Source organism: Gallibacterium faecale, assembly GCF_027920745.1.
In the GTDB taxonomy this organism is placed as follows: domain Bacteria; phylum Pseudomonadota; class Gammaproteobacteria; order Enterobacterales; family Pasteurellaceae; genus Gallibacterium; species Gallibacterium faecale.
Genome location: NZ_JAQIBB010000101.1, coordinates 24,302 through 43,114 on the forward strand (window position 1 = coordinate 24,302; position 18,813 = coordinate 43,114).

20 protein-coding genes are annotated in these 18,813 nt (G+C 36.5%); 7 read left to right on the top strand and 13 right to left on the bottom strand.

Annotated elements, in window-relative coordinates:
* Window positions 1–12: 12 nt before the first annotated feature.
* From lapB to PF272_RS10990, 6 genes are all read right to left on the bottom strand, one after another.
* Window positions 13–1,200, bottom strand: coding sequence for a lipopolysaccharide assembly protein LapB (gene lapB / locus PF272_RS10965; protein WP_271142780.1), 1,188 nt, complete (start codon window positions 1,198–1,200; stop codon window positions 13–15).
* Window positions 1,200–1,496 (bottom strand): LapA family protein, encoded by a 297-nt coding sequence (locus tag PF272_RS10970; protein ID WP_065234491.1) that lies wholly within the window; start codon window positions 1,494–1,496, stop codon window positions 1,200–1,202. The genes lapB and PF272_RS10970 overlap by 1 nt, the downstream gene beginning before the upstream one ends.
* 175 nt (window positions 1,497–1,671) lie before the next feature.
* A complete protein-coding gene (locus PF272_RS10975) occupies window positions 1,672–1,950 on the bottom strand; it encodes an integration host factor subunit beta (RefSeq protein ID WP_065234490.1) in 279 nt (92 codons plus the stop codon).
* Window positions 1,951–2,034: 84 nt separating this feature from the next.
* A complete protein-coding gene (gene rpsA / locus PF272_RS10980) occupies window positions 2,035–3,684 on the bottom strand; it encodes a 30S ribosomal protein S1 (protein ID WP_271142781.1) in 1,650 nt (549 codons plus the stop codon).
* A gap of 103 nt (window positions 3,685–3,787) precedes the next feature.
* Window positions 3,788–4,468, bottom strand: coding sequence for a (d)CMP kinase (cmk, locus tag PF272_RS10985; RefSeq protein ID WP_271142782.1), 681 nt, complete (start codon window positions 4,466–4,468; stop codon window positions 3,788–3,790).
* Between the two features lie 94 nt (window positions 4,469–4,562).
* On the bottom strand, window positions 4,563–5,894 hold the full coding sequence (locus PF272_RS10990) for a cation:proton antiporter (protein ID WP_065234487.1): 1,332 nt from the start codon (window positions 5,892–5,894) through the stop codon (window positions 4,563–4,565).
* 106 nt (window positions 5,895–6,000) lie between these two features.
* On the opposite strand from PF272_RS10990, the gene PF272_RS10995 reads away from it, so the two are divergent.
* Window positions 6,001–6,873 carry an endonuclease/exonuclease/phosphatase family protein gene (locus PF272_RS10995; RefSeq protein ID WP_271142783.1) on the top strand — a complete coding sequence of 291 codons (873 nt, stop codon included), beginning with the start codon at window positions 6,001–6,003 and terminating at the stop codon, window positions 6,871–6,873.
* Here PF272_RS10995 and PF272_RS11000 read toward each other — a convergent pair whose 3' ends face one another.
* The 3 genes from PF272_RS11000 to PF272_RS11010 are packed head-to-tail and all read right to left on the bottom strand — an operon-like array spanning window position 6,874 to window position 9,042.
* On the bottom strand, window positions 6,874–7,554 hold the full coding sequence (locus PF272_RS11000; RefSeq protein ID WP_271142784.1) for a M15 family metallopeptidase: 681 nt from the start codon (window positions 7,552–7,554) through the stop codon (window positions 6,874–6,876). It abuts the gene before it with no gap.
* Between the two features lie 4 nt (window positions 7,555–7,558).
* Entirely contained in the window at window positions 7,559–8,692 is a 1,134-nt protein-coding gene (gene dapE / locus PF272_RS11005; protein ID WP_271142785.1) for a succinyl-diaminopimelate desuccinylase, read from the bottom strand.
* Window positions 8,692–9,042 (bottom strand): ArsC family reductase, encoded by a 351-nt coding sequence (locus PF272_RS11010; protein WP_271142786.1) that lies wholly within the window; start codon window positions 9,040–9,042, stop codon window positions 8,692–8,694. The genes dapE and PF272_RS11010 overlap by 1 nt, the downstream gene beginning before the upstream one ends.
* Window positions 9,043–9,145: 103 nt before the next feature.
* Between PF272_RS11010 and PF272_RS11015 the strand changes: the two genes are divergently transcribed.
* A complete protein-coding gene (locus tag PF272_RS11015) occupies window positions 9,146–9,547 on the top strand; it encodes an NUDIX hydrolase (protein ID WP_271142787.1) in 402 nt (133 codons plus the stop codon).
* 35 nt (window positions 9,548–9,582) lie between these two features.
* Here the strand turns inward: PF272_RS11015 and PF272_RS11020 are convergent, their stop codons facing one another.
* From PF272_RS11020 to galT, 3 genes are read right to left on the bottom strand one after another with little or no spacing between them, the layout of a single operon-like run.
* The gene (locus PF272_RS11020) at window positions 9,583–10,611 is read right to left on the bottom strand and encodes a galactose-1-epimerase (RefSeq protein WP_271142788.1); all 1,029 of its coding nucleotides are present in this window, start codon (window positions 10,609–10,611) and stop codon (window positions 9,583–9,585) included.
* Entirely contained in the window at window positions 10,605–11,759 is a 1,155-nt protein-coding gene (gene galK / locus PF272_RS11025) for a galactokinase (RefSeq protein WP_271142789.1), read from the bottom strand. Before galK ends, PF272_RS11020 begins: the two co-directional genes overlap by 7 nt.
* A gap of 15 nt (window positions 11,760–11,774) precedes the next feature.
* Window positions 11,775–12,821: a galactose-1-phosphate uridylyltransferase gene (galT, locus tag PF272_RS11030; protein WP_271142790.1), complete on the bottom strand. Its 1,047-nt coding sequence runs from the start codon at window positions 12,819–12,821 to the stop codon at window positions 11,775–11,777.
* 176 nt (window positions 12,822–12,997) lie between these two features.
* On the opposite strand from galT, the gene PF272_RS11035 reads away from it, so the two are divergent.
* The 5 genes from PF272_RS11035 (at window position 12,998) to PF272_RS11055 (ending at window position 18,400) form a co-directional block, all read left to right on the top strand.
* Window positions 12,998–14,002 (top strand): substrate-binding domain-containing protein, encoded by a 1,005-nt coding sequence (locus PF272_RS11035; protein WP_271142791.1) that lies wholly within the window; start codon window positions 12,998–13,000, stop codon window positions 14,000–14,002.
* A gap of 212 nt (window positions 14,003–14,214) precedes the next feature.
* The gene (gene mglB / locus PF272_RS11040) at window positions 14,215–15,207 is read left to right on the top strand and encodes a galactose/glucose ABC transporter substrate-binding protein MglB (RefSeq protein WP_271142792.1); all 993 of its coding nucleotides are present in this window, start codon (window positions 14,215–14,217) and stop codon (window positions 15,205–15,207) included.
* Between the two features lie 60 nt (window positions 15,208–15,267).
* Window positions 15,268–16,785, top strand: a complete 1,518-nt coding sequence (gene mglA, locus PF272_RS11045; protein ID WP_271142793.1) for a galactose/methyl galactoside ABC transporter ATP-binding protein MglA — start codon at window positions 15,268–15,270, stop codon at window positions 16,783–16,785.
* Between the two features lie 20 nt (window positions 16,786–16,805).
* Entirely contained in the window at window positions 16,806–17,816 is a 1,011-nt protein-coding gene (gene mglC, locus PF272_RS11050; RefSeq protein WP_271142794.1) for a galactose/methyl galactoside ABC transporter permease MglC, read from the top strand.
* Window positions 17,817–18,004: 188 nt separating this feature from the next.
* Window positions 18,005–18,400: a hypothetical protein gene (locus tag PF272_RS11055; protein WP_065234474.1), complete on the top strand. Its 396-nt coding sequence runs from the start codon at window positions 18,005–18,007 to the stop codon at window positions 18,398–18,400.
* An 86-nt stretch (window positions 18,401–18,486) separates the two neighbouring features.
* Here PF272_RS11055 and PF272_RS11060 read toward each other — a convergent pair whose 3' ends face one another.
* Window positions 18,487–18,795, bottom strand: a complete 309-nt coding sequence (locus PF272_RS11060; RefSeq protein WP_271142795.1) for a hypothetical protein — start codon at window positions 18,793–18,795, stop codon at window positions 18,487–18,489.
* Window positions 18,796–18,813 lie beyond the last annotated feature (18 nt).

The following is an 18,813-nucleotide window of genomic DNA, read 5'->3' on the forward strand; positions in this document are numbered from 1 at the left end:
TTAAGGTTAAATTTAGTTATCAATTGGTGTAACTGTTTCCCAGTGACGACAAGATGGGCACTGCCATATTAATTTGTGACTTTGAAAACCACAATGATTACAACGGTATTTAAAGCCTTGTTTAAGCCTTTCATCAACAATATTGTAGAGTAGTTTTAAACTCTCTTTGCCATTTCCTTCTTCTACTTCATCAATTTGGTATTGAATAAAACGATGAAAAATTCGCATAGTTGGACGTTTTTCAAGTTGGTGATAAAGGTATTTTTTCGCCGCTGTGGTACCAGATTTTTGTTCAATATAGCGAGTAAGCGTTAACGTCACTTCACTATTAACTTTTTGTTCATGTAACCTAAGAAGAAATAATTCTAAGTCTTGGTGATTCGGTAGTTGTTGGTAATAATTTACCAATGCTGGAAGTGATTCACTAACGTAAGAAATGTTTTGTTCTGCAATGTGTTCTAACGTTTTGATCGCTTGTTTGTGATCGTTTTGTAAGGCATATTCATCAGCTAAAATTAGTGAGGCTCGCACACAATTTGGGGATACGATGAGTGCTTTGGTTAAATAAGAGATGATTTGTTGACGATTTTTCTTTTCTTCTTGTTCTTGTTGTAGCGCTAATTCGCAATAATAATGAGAAAGGGCAATATTATTTTCAGATTGTGTAAGTTTGCGATAGCGTTCACCAACATCAATAGCTTTATGCCATTCTTTAGTCCGCTGATAGATATTTGCTAATTCATGTAATGCATTTTCGGCATAATCAGGTTCATCACTTAACTCTTGATATAATTTTTCTGCACGATCTAGAAAACCAATGAACATAAAATCTTTAGCAAGTTGTTGTTTAGTCAGTAACTTTTGTTCATAGGTGTAATTAGGGTTACTATCAATGTTTTGATGAATACGTAGTGCACGATCGACTTCTCCTCGAGAACGAAAGAGATTGCCTAATGTTAGTTCAGCTTCAAATTGGGAGCTATTGTTGATAGCATTTTCTGATTCTTGTTTCTCTAACATTTTCAAAAAAAGATCGACAGCTTTCTCTTGTTGATTAGAAAGCAAAAAGTTTACCCCTGTCATATAATCACGGGATAATTTATTACTAATTTCTTCTTGATCTTTTTTTGCACTTCTATGCCCCATATACCAGCCATAAGCAGCTGCAATCGGCAACAGAAGAAAGAGAAGTTCTAGCATTATGCGTTTTTATCTTTTGCAGTCATTAGCTCATTAATCTGTTGTAGTTGTTTTTTGATTTGTCGATTTAAGGCAAGATTTTTCATTTTGAGTTTAAGGTAGAAGAAACCTGTGACTAACCAACCAAGCAAGAAACCAAAACCAAATAAGAGTGCAACAAGAGAAGAAAGTTGGATATTGCTCTTAGCAATGATGTAATTAATTGCAATGACTTGATCGTTATTCGCACCAACGGTAATGCCGACGATAATTAAAGCAATAACGATAACGAGCGTTAGAATATATTTTAATTTCACGTTGCCCCCTAAAGATAAACAGATTTAAAGATAGTTCATTATGCCAAAAATAGCGAAACTATAATAGTAGAATTCTGAATTTAAGCGGCTTAAGTTTATAGAAATTAAAAGACAATGCTGTTAATTAAGGAAAAAATTAACAGCATTTAGTTTGATAGGATCATATGAATCACATTTAGTTATCAACACGTTCGCGCAATTCTTTACCAGCTTTGAAATGCGGAACTGATTTCGCTTCAAGACTAACTTGAGAGCCAGTTTTTGGGTTGCGTCCTGTACGAGGTTGACGATAACGTAAGGCAAAACTGCCAAAACGGCGAATTTCAATACGATCTCCCTCAGCTAAAGTATTTGAGAGATGTTCTAAAATTTCTTTAACAGAGCCTTCGATTTGTTTAATCGGCATAGCAGGATGACGATTGACTAATTTTTCAATTAATTCTGACTTTGTCATGTTAGTATCCTTCTGTAAAATCGCAGAAAATCCGATATGCAAGCATATCGGATTTTTATTTCAATCAATAAATGATCTTAGCGATTATTCACCTTTTGCTGCTTTGAATGCTTCAGCCATTGCGTTAGGAATAACAACTTCTTCTTGTTTGTTATTTACGCTTGCTAATGCTGCTGCTTCTTCAGCTTCGTCTTTCGCACGAATTGATAAGTGAACAATACGAGCTTTACGATCAACACCAGTGTATTTAGCTTCAACTACATCACCAACATTCACATCGCCGTTAAGATCTGCAGTACGGATATAACCTTCAACACCATTGTCTAATTCAACTTTAACGCCTTTAGAATCAACTTCAGCAACTTTCGCACTTACAACACTACCTTTTTTGTTTACAGCAACGAAGTTATTGAATGGATCTTCTTCAAGTTGTTTGATACCTAAAGAAATACGTTCTTTAGCTGCATCAACTTGTAATACGATCGCTTCTACTTCATCACCTTTTTTGTAGTTACGAACAGCTTCTTCGCCTGGAACATTCCAAGAGATGTCTGATAAGTGAACTAAACCATCAATACTACCTTCTAAACCGATAAAGATACCGAAGTCAGTAATTGATTTGATCTTACCTTGAACACGGTCACCTTTGTTGTGAGTGTCAGCAAATTGTTGCCATGGATTTGGTTTGCATTGTTTTAAACCTAAAGAAATACGACGACGTTCTTCATCGATTTCTAATACCATAACTTCAACTTCATCACCTACGCTAACTACTTTAGATGGGTGAATGTTTTTGTTAGTCCAATCCATTTCTGAAACGTGAACAAGACCTTCAATACCATCTAAAATTTCAACGAAGCAACCATAGTCAGTTAAGTTAGTTACTTTACCAGTTAATTTGCTGTTTACTGGATGATTTTCAGCGATTGCTGCCCAAGGATCTTGACCTAATTGTTTTAAGCCTAAAGATACACGGGTACGATCACGGTCAAATTTTAATACTTTAACAGTGACTTCATCACCAACATTTACGATTTCACCTGGATGTTTAACACGTTTCCAAGCCATATCAGTGATGTGTAATAAACCATCAACACCACCTAAATCAACGAATGCACCGTAGTCAGTTAAGTTCTTAACGATACCTTTAACTTCAGCGCCTTCTTGTAAGGTTTCAAGTAATTGATCACGTTCTTGGCTGTTTTCAGATTCGATAACTGCACGACGAGAAACAACTACGTTGTTACGTTTTTGGTCTAATTTAATTACTTTAAATTCTAATTCTTTACCTTCTAAGTGAAGAGTATCACGCACAGGGCGAGTATCCACTAATGAACCAGGTAAGAATGCACGAACACCATTCAACTCAACAGTAAAACCACCTTTTACTTTACCATTGATTAAACCAACAACAGTTTCTTGATCTTCGTATGCTTTTTCTAAGGCAATCCAAGATTCGTGACGAACTGCTTTTTCACGAGAAAGTTTAGTTTCACCGAAACCATCTTCAACAGCGTCTAACGCAACTTGAACTTGATCACCAACTTGAACAGTGATTTCACCTTGTGCATTTTGGAATTCTTCAGCAGGGATAGCTGCTTCAGATTTCAAACCAGCATCAACGAAAACGAAACCTTTGTTGATAGCAACAACGGTACCAGTAACAATTGAACCTTGACGAGTTTCAAGTTCTTTTAGTGATTCTTCAAAAAGTTGAGCAAAAGATTCTGACATATAAATTAATCTTCAATAAGTTAATAACGACCGTTTAAAATCCTATTAAACGGGGCTGATAATAATTGTTTATCCATCCGTGAATAAACACACAAAAAATGATTTATCCCAAATGAGGGAGTCGCTGACGAATATGATGTAAAGCCAACGAAAAAACTTCATTTATAGAAAGGGAAGATGAGTCTAATAGAATCGCATCGTCCGCTGGAACAAGCGGCGCTACCGCACGATTTCTATCACGATAATCTCGTTCCTGAATTTCGGATAAAATCTGGGCAAAATTACCATTAATTCCCTTTTCCTGCAACTGTTTTAAGCGTCTTTTTGCACGTTCTTCTGCGGTAGCATCAAGAAAAAATTTAATTTGTGCTTGTGGGAAAACTACCGTCCCCATATCACGTCCATCAGCGACTAACCCCGGTTCCACAGCGAAATCACGCTGCTTTTGTAATAAAGCCGCACGAACATCCGGAAATACAGCAATTTTGGAGGCATAATCCGCAACTTGTTGAGTGCGAATGATGTTACTCACGTCTTGCTGATTTAATAATGTGGTTACGCCATTTTCATTTGCAATAAAGTGAATTTGAATAGATTTAGCTAATTGAGTAATAGCGGCTTCATCGTTGAAGTCAATCTGATTTTGTGATACGGCTAAACCAAGAATACGATAGATAGCACCAGAATCTAAAAGGTGAAAACCGAAATGTTTGGTTAATGCTTGGCATAAAGTTCCTTTACCAACACCACTTGGGCCATCAACCGTAATAATTGTTGCTGTCATAACTTACTACCTAGGTAAATATAAAAAGATGCCGCACAAATGTTTGTGCGGCGAGATGAATAAATTATACAGATTCTTCTGATAGCGGGCAAAATTATTTATGCTGTGCTGATGTATGAGATTCAAAATGGCTACTTGGTGTAAGGTATTCCTCACGGTTTGGATCAACTAATTTCGATTTTTTGATCATTTTTTCAATTGTTACACCTTGTACCAAAATTGAGAAAACAACGACAGCATAAGTCATCACTAGGATGATATCTTTAACATCAATACCATTCACAAAGACAGTTTTGGCTGGTAATGAAAGTGCCATTGCAAGCGCTAATCCACCACGTAAACCACCCCAAGTCATAATTTTGAGTGTATAAGGGTTATAGGTACGGAAGAATTTTAAAACAGAATATGGAATCCATAGACTGAGATAACGCGCTGCCAAACAAACAGGAATCGCTAATAACATCATCAAGAAGCCTTTAAAAGTAAAGTCAATTAATAATAAAGCGAATCCGATGAGGAAGAATAGTAATGAGTTTAAGAAATGATCGATCATCTCCCAGAAGTGGTCAAGATAGCGTTGACTTTGTTCTGAGAAACCACGATGACGAGTCCAGTTCCCAACCATGATTCCTGCAACTACCATTGCTAATGCCCCAGAAACACCTAGCATATTTGCCAACATAAAACCAGCTGTTGGAATAGTCAAAGTAAGTAGGATTTCCAAGCTACCATCATCGGTTGATGAAATGAGGAAATGAGCAATGATACCGAGAATAAAACCGAATAAGATTCCGCCAATCGCTTCATGTAGGAATAAATGTAAAACTTCACTAGCGGTCATTTCTTCAGTGCTAAAAGCTACCGTAAAAATAGTTACGAAAATCACTAAACCAACACCATCATTAAATAATGATTCACCTTCTACTTGCATAGATAAGCGTTTTGGTGCACGTAAATTTTTAATAATAGCTAATACAGCAATTGGGTCAGTAGGCGAGATTAATGCCCCAAACAATAAACAGTAAATAAAATCAATTGGTAAGCTAATTAAGTTAGCAACTAAGTAAATTAAAGCACCGACAATAAATGTAGAGGCTAATGTAGAGAAGAGCGCAAAGATGGTGATTTCCCATTTTTGATCCCGCAAGACAGGAATTTTAATTCCCAATGCACCTGCAAATAATAAGAAACCTAAGATCCCATCGAGTAAGAAACTTTTAAAGTCAATTTTTTGCATTACTTCAATAGCAATGGAGTCAATCTGGAACCACCCCAAATAACCAAGTAAAAGTAATAGCAATGAACCTACCATTGCTGCAGCAGTAATGGCTATAGTAGATTGAATTTTATCGCTAATTTTACTGGTGACAAAACCAAGTATGATAGAGATAGCAGATAAAAAACAAATGTAGGTATAAATGCTCATAATAAGCCTTCTTTGGTAAAGTCATTAACGCGCGCTATTAAAGCAATTCATTGGTGAGAAGTAAAGTGGTAGTATGTAGGTATATTTTAAAATTTTTTTAGAAATTATGAAAAAATTGGTTAAGAAAGGTTCTGGTATTGTCTTGATATTGATCGCCATTTGTTGGTTTTTAATACATTCTTTGACAATTTATCCATCACCACAAACGACATTAATCGCGTCAGCAACTAAAGTTGGGGCGGTTGTTTTGTCGCAAGATGATAAAAATGCAATTACTTGTTATCAACCAAGCTTGACTACCAAGGATATAACGCAAAATCATTTACGTTTATTGGTTTGGAATCTGCATAAGGGATTAGATAAAGGTTGGCAGCAAGCCTTAACAGATTATGGTGAATTAGCGGATTTTGTTTTATTACAAGAAGCAACCAGTGAACAACAATTACCAATATTACTACCAAATTTATCTAACCAGCTTTTTGCCACACCTTTTGCCTATCGAGGTGTACATTCTGGGGTGGCGTTATTAACAAAATTTACGCCACAATCTTATTGCAGTGCGTCTGTGGCTGAACCGTGGATTCGTTTTCCTAAAGCAAGTATTAGTTCGTTGTATCCATTAGCCAATGGACAGTCTTTATTAGTGATAAGTGCACATTTGATTAATTTTGAATTAATTCCTGATGCCTATCAGCAACAGTTACAGCAACTCTCTCAACAAGTGAAATGGCATACGGGCCCGGTCATCTTAGCTGGGGATTTTAATGCTTGGAGTGAAGAAAGAACGAAACTATTGCGAGATATGGCACAACAATTGGGATTAGTCGAGGTGAAATTTGAACCAGATTATCGAGTTCGCTTTAATCAACATCCTCTCGATTATGTGTTTGTGCGAGGAATGAATGTGATCCAAGCTAAAACAGAAGAGAATAAAGCATCAGATCACAATCCATTATTATTAGAACTGTCGTTTCAATAGTTACAACATAAAGTGTTCAAAGATTTCAGGTAAATGTGCAATTAAAGTAGATTTACCTGCAATATTTTCGTTTTCCCAAGCAGCAATTAAGATTTCTGGCGTAAATTGCTGTTTTGCTAATTCGGCAAGAGGTTGGTAACTGATATGCCAATATTCAGTACCAATTCTTTTATTTGCTGGAGTATCCACAAACGGCAAGGTAAATCCATATGTCGCCATATTTTCTAATAGAAATTCAACTAAAGGAAAGAAATAACCACCTGGTTGATATTCTTGTGGTTCCAATAGCAATGATTGTCCGTCAGGCAATAAATCTGGATCAAAAATATCAATTTCTGTTCCCCAATGATGGCGACTTGCCCCCGGCATTGTTGACCAACGTAAAATAGCTTCACATTTTTGCCAATCATTAAACATAGAAATATTGATGTTATTACCATGTTCGTCATGAACCTTTCTTACGCCATTAAATTTATGATTCCAAATCCATTGTTGGCGAGCAAAATCGCGAAAACTACTTGCGGGTTGTAAATTAAATCCAGCCTGTTTTGCGGCTTGCTGCAAAGCCAGAAAGGCTTGTACAGCTTCTTTTTGTAGAAAATGGGCTGTCGAGTGAGCTAATGGTAACGGGGATAAATGTTGGCGAGATTTCCCTGTTAGGCAGTCAATGGATAATGACATTAAATTATTCTCCTAATAAAAGCTGGAGCATTCTAGCATGGACAGCTGTAAGTGTAATTAAATCTTTACAACTGACACATTCATCAATGCGGTGGATAGTTTTATTCAATGGGCCTAATTCAACTACTTCAGCGCCCATTAGCGCAATGAAGCGTCCATCAGAAGTCCCACCGCTGGTTTCTAATGTTGGTGTAATATTCGCAATTTCTTGTAATGCACCGACAACGGCATCAACTAACTTGCCTTTTGCAGTAAGAAATGGCTGCCCAGAAAGCCACCATTCAAGACGATATTTTAGGTTGTGTTGCTGTAATAGTTGTTCTACACGTTGTTTAATTTTGTCGTCAGTGGTTTCGGTATTAAAACGTAAATTAAATTGGATATAGAGTTCACCAGGAATTACATTGTTTGAACCTGTACCAGCATGAATATTGGCAATTTGCAAACTAGTCGGTGGGAAAAAATCATTACCTTGATCCCATTGGATATTAACGAGGTCTTGAATAAAAGCAGCTGCTTTGTGAATTGGGTTATCTGCTAAGTGTGGATACGCCACATGACCTTGAATACCTTGAATATAGAGATTTCCAGTAATTGAACCGCGACGACCATTTTTCACAATATCACCTAGTTTTGCGGTACTGGAAGGCTCACCAACTAAACAGTAATCAACCCGTTCACCACGAGCCATTAAGGCTTCAACTACTTTAACTGTGCCATCTTTTGCTGCCGCTTCTTCATCAGATGTAATTAAAAATGCAATTCGGCCTGGGTGTTGAGGATATTGCTGTACGTATTGTTCAGCAGCCACAATCATTGCGGCTAATGAGCCTTTCATATCTGCTGCACCGCGACCATAGAGAAGATCATCAACAATTTCAGCAGAGAAAGGTGGGTAATGCCATTGTGTTTCATCTCCAGTCGGAACAACATCAGTATGCCCAGCAAAAACAATTGTTGGAGCAGAATGACCATGTGTCGCCCATAAGTTTAAGGTATCGCCAAAAGGCATCCATTCAATTTCAAAGCCTAATTTAGTTAAACGTTCAGCAATTATTTGTTGGCATCCTTGATCGTCTGGACTAATAGATGGACGACGAATTAATTCTTGTGCAAGAGAAATAACAGGTTGATTCATTATTTGACTCCAAAAGCAGTAGCATATTGCTTTTCATTAAATCCGATTAATTGAAGATTTTGTTCTAAGATAATAGGGCGTTTAATCAATGTAGGTTGAGCAAGTAATAATGCGATGACATTATTTGGATTTAATTGTTGTTTGGTTTGCTCATCAAGATTACGCCAAGTTGTACTACGCTTATTCACTAAGGCTTCCCAACCAAAAGAATTGATCACTTGTTGTAAAAAATCTGCGGTAATTCCTTGCTGACGATAGTCATGCAGTTCAGCATCAATATGATGTTGTTGTAGCCAAGTTAACGTTTTTTTCACAGTATCACAGTTTTTAATTCCATAAACAGTTAGCATAATAATCCTATAAATAGAGGTTTCGGTTATTGAAAAACGCTTTATACTAACAAAGAAACTTCCTACAAGGAAACAGACCAGATCATTTTAATAGGAGAAATAAATGACACAACACATTGATAAACTTGCATGGATTCTATTAGATAATCGCCGTGTATTAATGACTCGATCTTATGGTAAGGATCAATATTATTTACCGGGTGGAAAAAGAGAAACGGGAGAAAGCGATCAACAAGCATTATTGCGAGAAATTAAAGAGGAGCTTAATGTTGAGTTATTACCAGAAACATTACAATTAGTAGAAACATTCCAAGCTCAAGCACATGGTAAAGCAGAAGGTGTAATGGTGATTATGCGTTGCTACCAAGGTGATTATCGAGGCAAGCCAGCAGCGAGTGCAGAAATTGAAGAAATTCGTTGGCTAACTACGAAAGATAAAACAATTTGCTCACAAGCAGGGTGTTTGGTGTTGGATTATCTGTTTGAACATGGATTAATTGATTAGAGAGATAGAATAGAGTGGCAAAATGCCACTCTTTTTTAATCTAAAAATTGATAAACAATCTGATGCTGATAACGTCTATTAGCTTTCTGAATACCACCATATTGATACCATTCAGGATGGTTTGGTGCATCAGGAAGTGCTTCTGGTTCTAAAGCGATAGCTTGATGGTTTTGATAAATACCAGAATGATTAGGGTTTCCAGCAAGGAAATTGCCTGTATAAACTTGAACTGCCACTTGGTTAGTAGAAAGTAACAAAGTTAAATCACCAGAAGCAGAAGTCAATTTTGCTGCTAGTTTTAATTCACCTAACTTACCTTGTAATAAAAAAGCATGATCATAACCACCAACAGCTTGTTGATCGTCATCTTGTAAGAAATCTTGTGCAATTTTCTTTGGTTGACGGAAGTCAAAATGACTATTTTCAACTTTTGTTAATGGGCGATTAGGAATACCTTGCGGATCAACAGGCAGATAATAATCAGCGAATAGTTGGAGCTGATGTTGGCGAACGTCAGATAGATGGCCATCTAAATTAAAGTAAGCATGATTGGTTAAATTCAATGCGGTATCTTGATCACTAACCGCAGTTAAAGTTAAGACTAACCGATTATCTGCCATTAACTGATAAGTTGCTTGTACAGAAAGATTTCCTGAAAAACCTTGATCGCCATCAGCTGAAAAGAGTGAGAGTGTGACTTTATTGTCATTTACTTGTTCAATTTGCCAACGGCGTTGATCAAATCCTTTACCGCCATGTAGGGTATGGCGGTTTTGTTGGTTTTTCACAATATGTTGTGTATAGCCATTTAAACGAAACTTACCTTGATTAATACGATTAGCAAAGCGACCAATAGTCGCACCAAGATAAGCTTGATTATTCGCTAGTTGTGACAAAGGACAGCTACATAATGTTTCACGAAGTTTACCTTGCACAGGAACAATAACAGAGAGTAACGTTGCACCCCAATCAGTTAATTTTACTTGCATACCACAGTTATTACGTAGGGTAATGACATGATAGGGACGTTGATCAGGTGCAACAATACGACTTGTTATTAACATACGTGAACTCCTTGTGATGCGGTACAAACGTAAAAGTCCTCTTTTAATCCTGTTTGTTTTTCATAGTTGTCTGCAATCATTTTACGAACAACATCTACTCGATCATGAGGTGCAATAGCAACAATACAACCACCGAAACCACCACCTGTCATACGCGCGCCACCTGTTTTGCCAATAGCTACTTGTGCCAATTCAACTAAGTAATCAATCTCAGGCACGGTAATTTGGAAATCATCACGCATAGAGTTATGAGATTGCGCCATTAATTCACCTAAGTAACTAATATTATTATGTTTTAATGCTTCCACTGCTTCTAGAACACGTTGGTTCTCGGTAACAATATGTTTTGCGCATTTGTAAGCCAGTGGATTAGTCGCTTTTAACTCAAAGCCTTTAGTTTCAAATTGCTCAAGTGTGACATCTCGTAAGGCTTTAACCCCAAAAAATGCTGCCGCTTGTTCACATTGTTGGCGGCGAGTATTGTATTCACCATCAACTAAATCATGTTTTACATGTGAATTGATGATCATAATGGCTAAGTTATCAGGAATTGGTGTTGGCACAGTATCTAAGCTGCGACAATCGATCATAAGCGCATGATGTTCTTGCCCTAAAGCAGAGATGAGTTGATCCATATTGCCACATTGACAACCTACGAAAATGTTTTCTGCTTTTTGACCAATTAAAGCAATATCGGTATTAGTTAATGGAAGTAATCCTATCTGTTGACAGAATTTACCTGTGGCTACTTCTAATGCTGCGGAAGAACTTAAGCCAGAAGACTGAGGAACATTACCACTAACGACCAAATTCGCCCCTTGCTTAAATTCAGGATACGCTTGTTGAATAAAATGAACGACACCACGAATATAATTACACCATTTGTGTTCAACAGGTTTGATTTCCTCTAATAACGAAAATTGATCCATTTCATTTAAGTCTGCGGCAAAAATATGGAATTGATGATCGCTACGCGGATTTCCACAAATTGATGTACCGTAATTGATCGCACATGGCATAACAAACCCATCATTGTAATCAGTATGTTCTCCTATGAGATTAACACGACCTGGTGCATAAACTTGTAAAGTTGGTTTAACAGCGAAATACTCAAGAAAAACTTGTCTAGATTGCTGAATTGGATTCATAAATTCCTCACTTGATCAATTTGTTTGGCTATAGTGGATAGTAGGTAACGCAGCAAGGCGTGCAGCAGCTTGCTCGGCAGTTAAATCACGTTGTGATTCAGCTAACATTTCATAACCGACCATAAATTTACGTACTGTTGCTGAACGTAAAAGTGGTGGATAGAAATGGGCGTGTAACTGCCAATGTTGATTATCCTCTTGATTAAATGGTGCACCATGGAAGCCCATTGAATAAGGGAATGAAGTAGAGAATAAATTATCGTATTTTGTTGTAAGTTGTTTAATCGCTACCGCTAAATCATCTCGTTGTGCTGCTGTTAAATCGGTTAAACGTTTCACGTGTGCTTTTGGTAATAATAAGGTTTCAAATGGCCAAACTGCCCAGAATGGCACTACTGCAACCCAATGTTCAGTTTCTACAACAATGCGTTCTTTGCGTTGCAATTCTTGTTGTACATAATCGACTAATAATACAGAACCATGTTGTTGTAGATATTGACGTTGCATAAGATCTTCTCGGGCGATTTCATTTGGTAAAAAGCTATTTGCCCAGATTTGTCCGTGAGGGTGTGGATTAGAACACCCCATTGCAGCGCCTTTATTTTCAAATATTTGTACCCAAGGGTATTGTAGTCCGAGCTCTAGTAATTGTTCTTGCCATACTTTGATCACTTCAACAATTTCTTGTGTTGTTAATAAAGGTAATGTCTTGCTGTGATCTGGTGAAAAGCAAACAACGCGACTTTCCCCAGTTGCCTGAGAAACTTGGAATAGCGGATTATCACTGATTGGTGGTGTTGGTGTTTGATTCAATAATGCTGAAAAATCATTTTTGAATACAAATGGTTTAGTGTATTGAGGATTTTGTTCACCAGTAATCCGTTTATTCCCTGGACAAAGATAACAAGTAGGATCATAACTTGGTTTTTGCTCATCTGCTGTTTTTTCTTGTTGTCCCTGCCAAGGACGTTTTGCTCGATGTGGTGAAACTAATACATATTCACCTTTTAATGGATTATAGCGACGATGTGGGTGTTCTGTTGGATCAAATACATCACTCATGAATAATTCCTCACACTAAAATGAAAACGTTTACAAATTTTCTGCGTAAGATACCAATTATTTGCATAATAAACTGTTATCTAGATCACAAAAAGAACATATTTATCCCTATATTGGCTAAATTAGCGTTATTATTTAGCAAAATAATGTAACAAAGTCATTGATGGGTTAAAAATATGGTAACAATTCGTGATGTCGCTAAATTAGCTGGTGTATCAGTCGCCACCGTTTCTCGGGTATTGAATAACCATGAAAGTATTAGTGAAAAAGCAAAAAATAAAGTATTACAAGCAGTTACAGAATTAAATTACCAACCAAATGCGAATGCACAAGCTTTAGCTTCACAAAGTATTGACACTATTGGTGTTGTTGTAACTGATGTAACAGATTCATTTTTTGCAATTTTAGTTAAATCAGTTGATCAAGTTGCTGAAAAATATCAAAAAAATATTTTGATTGGGATTGGTTATCACAATGCAGAGAAAGAACGCAAAGCAATAGATAACCTTTTACGTAAACGTTGTACCTGTTTAGTGGTGCATGCTAAAGCCTTATCTGATGAGGAGTTAGCAAATTATTTGCGTACAGTGAAAGGGATGGTGATTATTAATCGAATCATTCCTGGCTTCGAACACCGTTGCATTGGTTTAGACAATACAAAAGGTACTGAAATTGCAACAGAAACATTGATTAAATGCGGGCATCGGAGCATTGGTTATATTGGTTCTAATCATCTAATTCATGATGAAACAGATCGTTTACAAGGCTATTTGAATATGTTGCAAAAATATAATCTACCTATTCGAAAATTAGCCATTACAAAAGGGTCACCTAATTTTGAAGGTGGTGAAGAGGCGATGATTAATTTATTAAGCTATAACAGTGACTTAACTGCTGTCGTTGCTTATAACGATTCTATGGCTTCAGGAGCAATGTCCGTATTGAGTGAAAACGGTATTATTGTGCCAAAAGATTTTTCTGTGATTGGCTTTGATGATATGCCAATTGCAAACCATTTAATCCCTAAATTGACAACAATTAGGTATCCTGTTGATTTAATGGCAAATTATGCTGCTGAGCTGGCTTTAAGTTTAGCTAATGATGATGAAAACTTGCCAAAACCGATACAGTTTAATCCTACTTTAGTTAGACGTTTTTCTGTAGAAAGACGACAAAAATAAAAAAAATTGTAATGGAGTTACATTTTTGTGAAACCGATCACATCAAAGGACAAAAAAAATCGGTATGCTATAAACAGTTATATTTCTGCAAGAGTGGTATGGAAAGATAACAAGACAGTTGGTTAATTTGCTAACGAGCTGTTGTATGAAGGAAAGTTGTTAACTTTAACACAATGAATTTCCAGTAAAATTACAATCAGGAGATCTGTATTATGAAGAAAATTGTATTAAGTGCGATTGCTTTATCATTAGGCTTAGGTTTAGGTTCTGTAGCACAAGCGAAAGATGTTCGTATCGGTGTAACCATTTACAAATATGATGACAACTTCATGTCATTAATGCGTAAAGAAATTAATAAAGATGCAGAACAAATCCCAGGCATTAAATTATTAATGAATGACTCTCAAAACGCACAATCAATCCAAAATGACCAAGTAGATGTTCTACTTTCTAAAGGTGTTAAAGCATTAGCAATCAACTTAGTTGACCCTTCAGCTGCACCAACCATTATTGCTAAAGCTAAACCAAGCAATGTACCTGTTGTTTTCTTCAATAAAGATCCTGGTCAAAAAGCCATTGATAGTTATGAAAATGCTTACTATGTAGGTACTGATCCAAAAGAATCAGGCATTATTCAAGGTGATCTCATTGCAAAACAATGGCAAGCCAATCCAGATTGGGATTTAAATAAAGATGGCAAAATTCAATTTGTATTATTAAAAGGTGAACCAGGTCACCCAGATGCTGAAGCTCGTACTAAATATGTTATCGAAGAATTAAATGCAAAGGGTATCCAAACTGAACAACTCTTCTTAGATACTGGTATGTGGGATGCAGCAATGGCTAAAGATAAAACTGACGCATGGTTATCAAGCTCAAAAGCTAAAGATATCGAAGTTATCATCTCTAACAACGATGGTATGGCAATGGGGGCGTTAGAAGCGACTAAAGCACACGGTAAAAAACTTCCAATTTTTGGTGTTGATGCATTACCTGAAGTATTACAGTTAATTAAGAAAGGTGAAATTGCGGGTACCGTATTAAATGATGGTGTGAATCAAGCGAAAGCAGTTGTGGAACTTTCTAACAACTTAGCTCATGGTAAACCAGCCACAGAAGGAACAAAATGGAACTTAAATAATCGTGTTGTTCGTGTTCCATATGTGGGTGTAGATAAAGACAACTTAGGTGAGTTTTTAAAATAATACCGTCATGTAGTTCCTAGAGGGGATAAGTTCCCCTCTTTCGTTAGTTTGGGGTTAGATATGTCAATGCAAGTCGAAAACCGAAGTGAAATACTGTTAGAAATGAAGGACGTCAGTAAGTCATTTCCCGGTGTGAAAGCGCTCGATCATGCAAACTTAACGGTACGTTCTTATTCCGTGCATGCATTAATGGGTGAAAATGGTGCAGGAAAATCAACATTACTGAAATGTCTGTTCGGTATTTACGCTAAAGATGAAGGTGAAATTCTTTATCTTGGAAAAACAGTTAATTTTAAAACTTCGAAAGAAGCATTAGAAAATGGGATTTCTATGGTGCATCAAGAGTTAAACTTGGTTCGCCAAAGAAGTGTGATGGATAACCTTTGGTTAGGTCGTTATCCGCTTAAAGCTGGTTTAGTCGATCATGGCAAAATGTATCGTGATACAAAGGCAATTTTTGAAGAGCTAGATATTGATATCGATCCAAAAGAAAAAGTTGCCAAATTATCTGTTTCACAAATGCAGATGATCGAAATTGCAAAAGCGTTCTCTTATAACGCAAAAATTGTGATCATGGACGAACCAACTTCGTCGCTTTCTGAAAAAGAAGTCGATCACTTATTTAAAATTATCGATAAATTAAAGAATCGTGGTTGTGGAATTATTTATATTTCACACAAAATGGATGAAATCTTCAAAATTTGTGATGAAGTCACTATTTTACGAGATGGTAAATGGGTAAATACAGTTGCAATTAAAGATACCAATATGGATCAATTAGTTGCAATGATGGTGGGACGTGAGTTAACGCAACGTTTCCCTGAAAAACATAATGTACCAAAAGAAACTATCCTCACTGTAGAACATTTAACTGCGAAAAACCAACCTTCTATTCAAGACATTAGTTTTGAACTTCGTAAAGGCGAAATTTTAGGTATCGCGGGTCTAGTCGGTGCAAAACGAACAGATATTGTTGAAACTATTTTTGGTATTCGTGAAAGAAGTAGCGGTACGATTAAATTGCATGGTAAAGAAATGCGTAATCGTAGTGCCTTAGAAGCGATTAATAATGGCTTTGCGTTGATTACCGAAGAACGCCGTTCAACTGGTATCTATGCTAACTTGAGTATCGAATTTAACTCATTGATTTCAAATATGAAAGCGTATCTAGGCAAATTTGGCTTGTTGAGTACAGCAAGAATGAAAAGCGATACACAATGGGTAATTGACTCAATGAATGTAAAAACGCCATCTCATCGTACTAATATTGGTTCATTATCTGGTGGTAACCAACAAAAAGTAATTATTGGGCGTTGGTTATTAACTCAACCGGAAATCTTAATGATGGATGAACCTACACGTGGTATTGACGTTGGGGCGAAATTTGAAATTTACCAATTAATGATGCAGTTAGCTGAAAAAGACAAAGGAATCATCATGATTTCTTCTGAAATGCCTGAACTGTTAGGGGTAACAGACAGAATCTTAGTAATGAGTAATGGTCGTGTTGCAGGTATTGTCGAAACCGCAAAAACTTCACAAGAAGAAATTTTGCAACTTGCTGCAAAATATTTATAAGTTGATAAAAGGATTGAATTATGGCTGGTATTCAACAAAAAAAATCGCTAGATTTTATGAAACAAAATGCAATTTATTTTGTTCTTTTAATCTTGTTAGGGGTGATCGTTTCTCAAGATGATACCTTTTTAAGTTTACTAAACTTCAGTAATATTCTAACTCAATCATCTGTTAGACTTATCATTGCATTAGGTATGGCAGGTATCTTGATTACACAAGGTACAGACTTGTCAGCTGGTCGTCAAGTTGGTCTTGCAGCGGTAGTTTCAGCAACCATGCTTCAAGCGCTAGATAATACTAATCGTGTATTCCCAGATCTTGCTGAAATGCCAATTCCAGTAGTTATTTTAATTGTCTGTGGTATTGGCGCAGTAATCGGGATGGTCAATGGGTTAATTGTTGCTTATCTTAATGTAACACCATTCATCGCAACTTTGGGTACAATGATTATCGTCTATGGTGTGAACTCACTCTACTATGATGCAGTAGGTTCTTCTCCAATTGCTGGGTTTAGTAAATCATTCTCAGAATTTACACAAGGTTTCTTCCAACTTGGTGACTTTAGACTTTCTTACATCACAATTTATGCTGCCATTGCAGCCTTCTTTGTTTGGATTGTTTGGAACAAAACTCGCTTTGGTAAAAATATGTTTGCAATTGGTGGTAACCCAGAAGCAGCAAGAGTATCTGGTGTAAACGTTGCTCGTAACTTAATCTTTGTTTATGTTCTTGCTGGTGCATTCTATGGTTTTGCAGGTATGTTAGAAGGTGGACGTATCGGTAGTGCGACAAATAACTTAGGTTTTATGTATGAGTTGGATGCAATCGCTGCGTGTGTGGTTGGTGGTGTATCTTTTGCTGGTGGTGTGGGAACAGTAATCGGTGTTATCACCGGGGTAATTATCTTTACTGTTATCAACTATGGTTTAACTTATATCGGTGTTAACCCGTATTGGCAATATATCATTAAAGGTACCATTATCATCTTAGCGGTAGCGATTGACTCATTGAAATATGCTAAGAAGAAATAATAGATAGAGTATTTTGTAAGTTCCTTAATTAAGTTTATTGTCGGTTTACTGCACCCCAACTCTGGGATTATTCCAGAAAGTAAGGTGCAGTTTTTTTATGATTATTAAGTGTTAATTAAATTCATCTATCCATCTAGAAAAATTGATAGTATGCTTATTCCACTGATGATCAGTTATAGGTGAATCTTATGAAAAAAGTATTACCGCTTCTTCTTTCAATATCGGTTCTTGCTGGTTGTGCGTTATCGCCAGAAGAACAACGTGCAATGGAACAAGAAAAAATTCGTAAACAACAAGCCTTGCAAGTATCATTAGCAAAACAGTGTGATGAAGAAACGGCTTATTTAATGAAGCGTCAATTTGATCAAGATATTGGGTTAACTGCACAACAACAAAAAGCGTTTAAGGAAGAATATACTAAGAAAGTAAATGATCCTATGTTCCAAGCTTGTTATAAGTTGGCATTACAAAATTATATGGCGGAACAACAGATTAGACAGATGGAAATTGAACGGCAGTTTTATGAAGATTATCCTCCTTATGATTTAGGACCCCGTTGGCGTAGAGGACATTGGTATTGGTAATAATTTAAATGAGCAGAATAAAATCCCACAGTAAAGTGGGATTTTTTATGCTCTTAATCATTCACTATTAATGAAATGATGTAATTCTATAAAACAACCACGAATAGTAGGTTTTGTGATAATAAAACAACTGTTGAAATTAAGCTCACTGTAATAGCGGCTTCAAAGATATTTCTATTTTCTTGCGGAAGATGTATTTGGGGTTGGATAGAGGAATGTTGTTCTGGTGCTATCTTTTTTTGTTGGCAAGAAATGTTATCACTATCACAATGTAGTGTTTCTATTGTTAGTCCTAAGGTTGTACTTGCCAGTTGAGTATTAGCTTGGGTACTTAGTGTTATGAGTAAGAAAGCAATTAAGAACAGGCGTTTTATATAAAAAGAAGGTTTTTTCATAATTATTGCCGTAGGGTA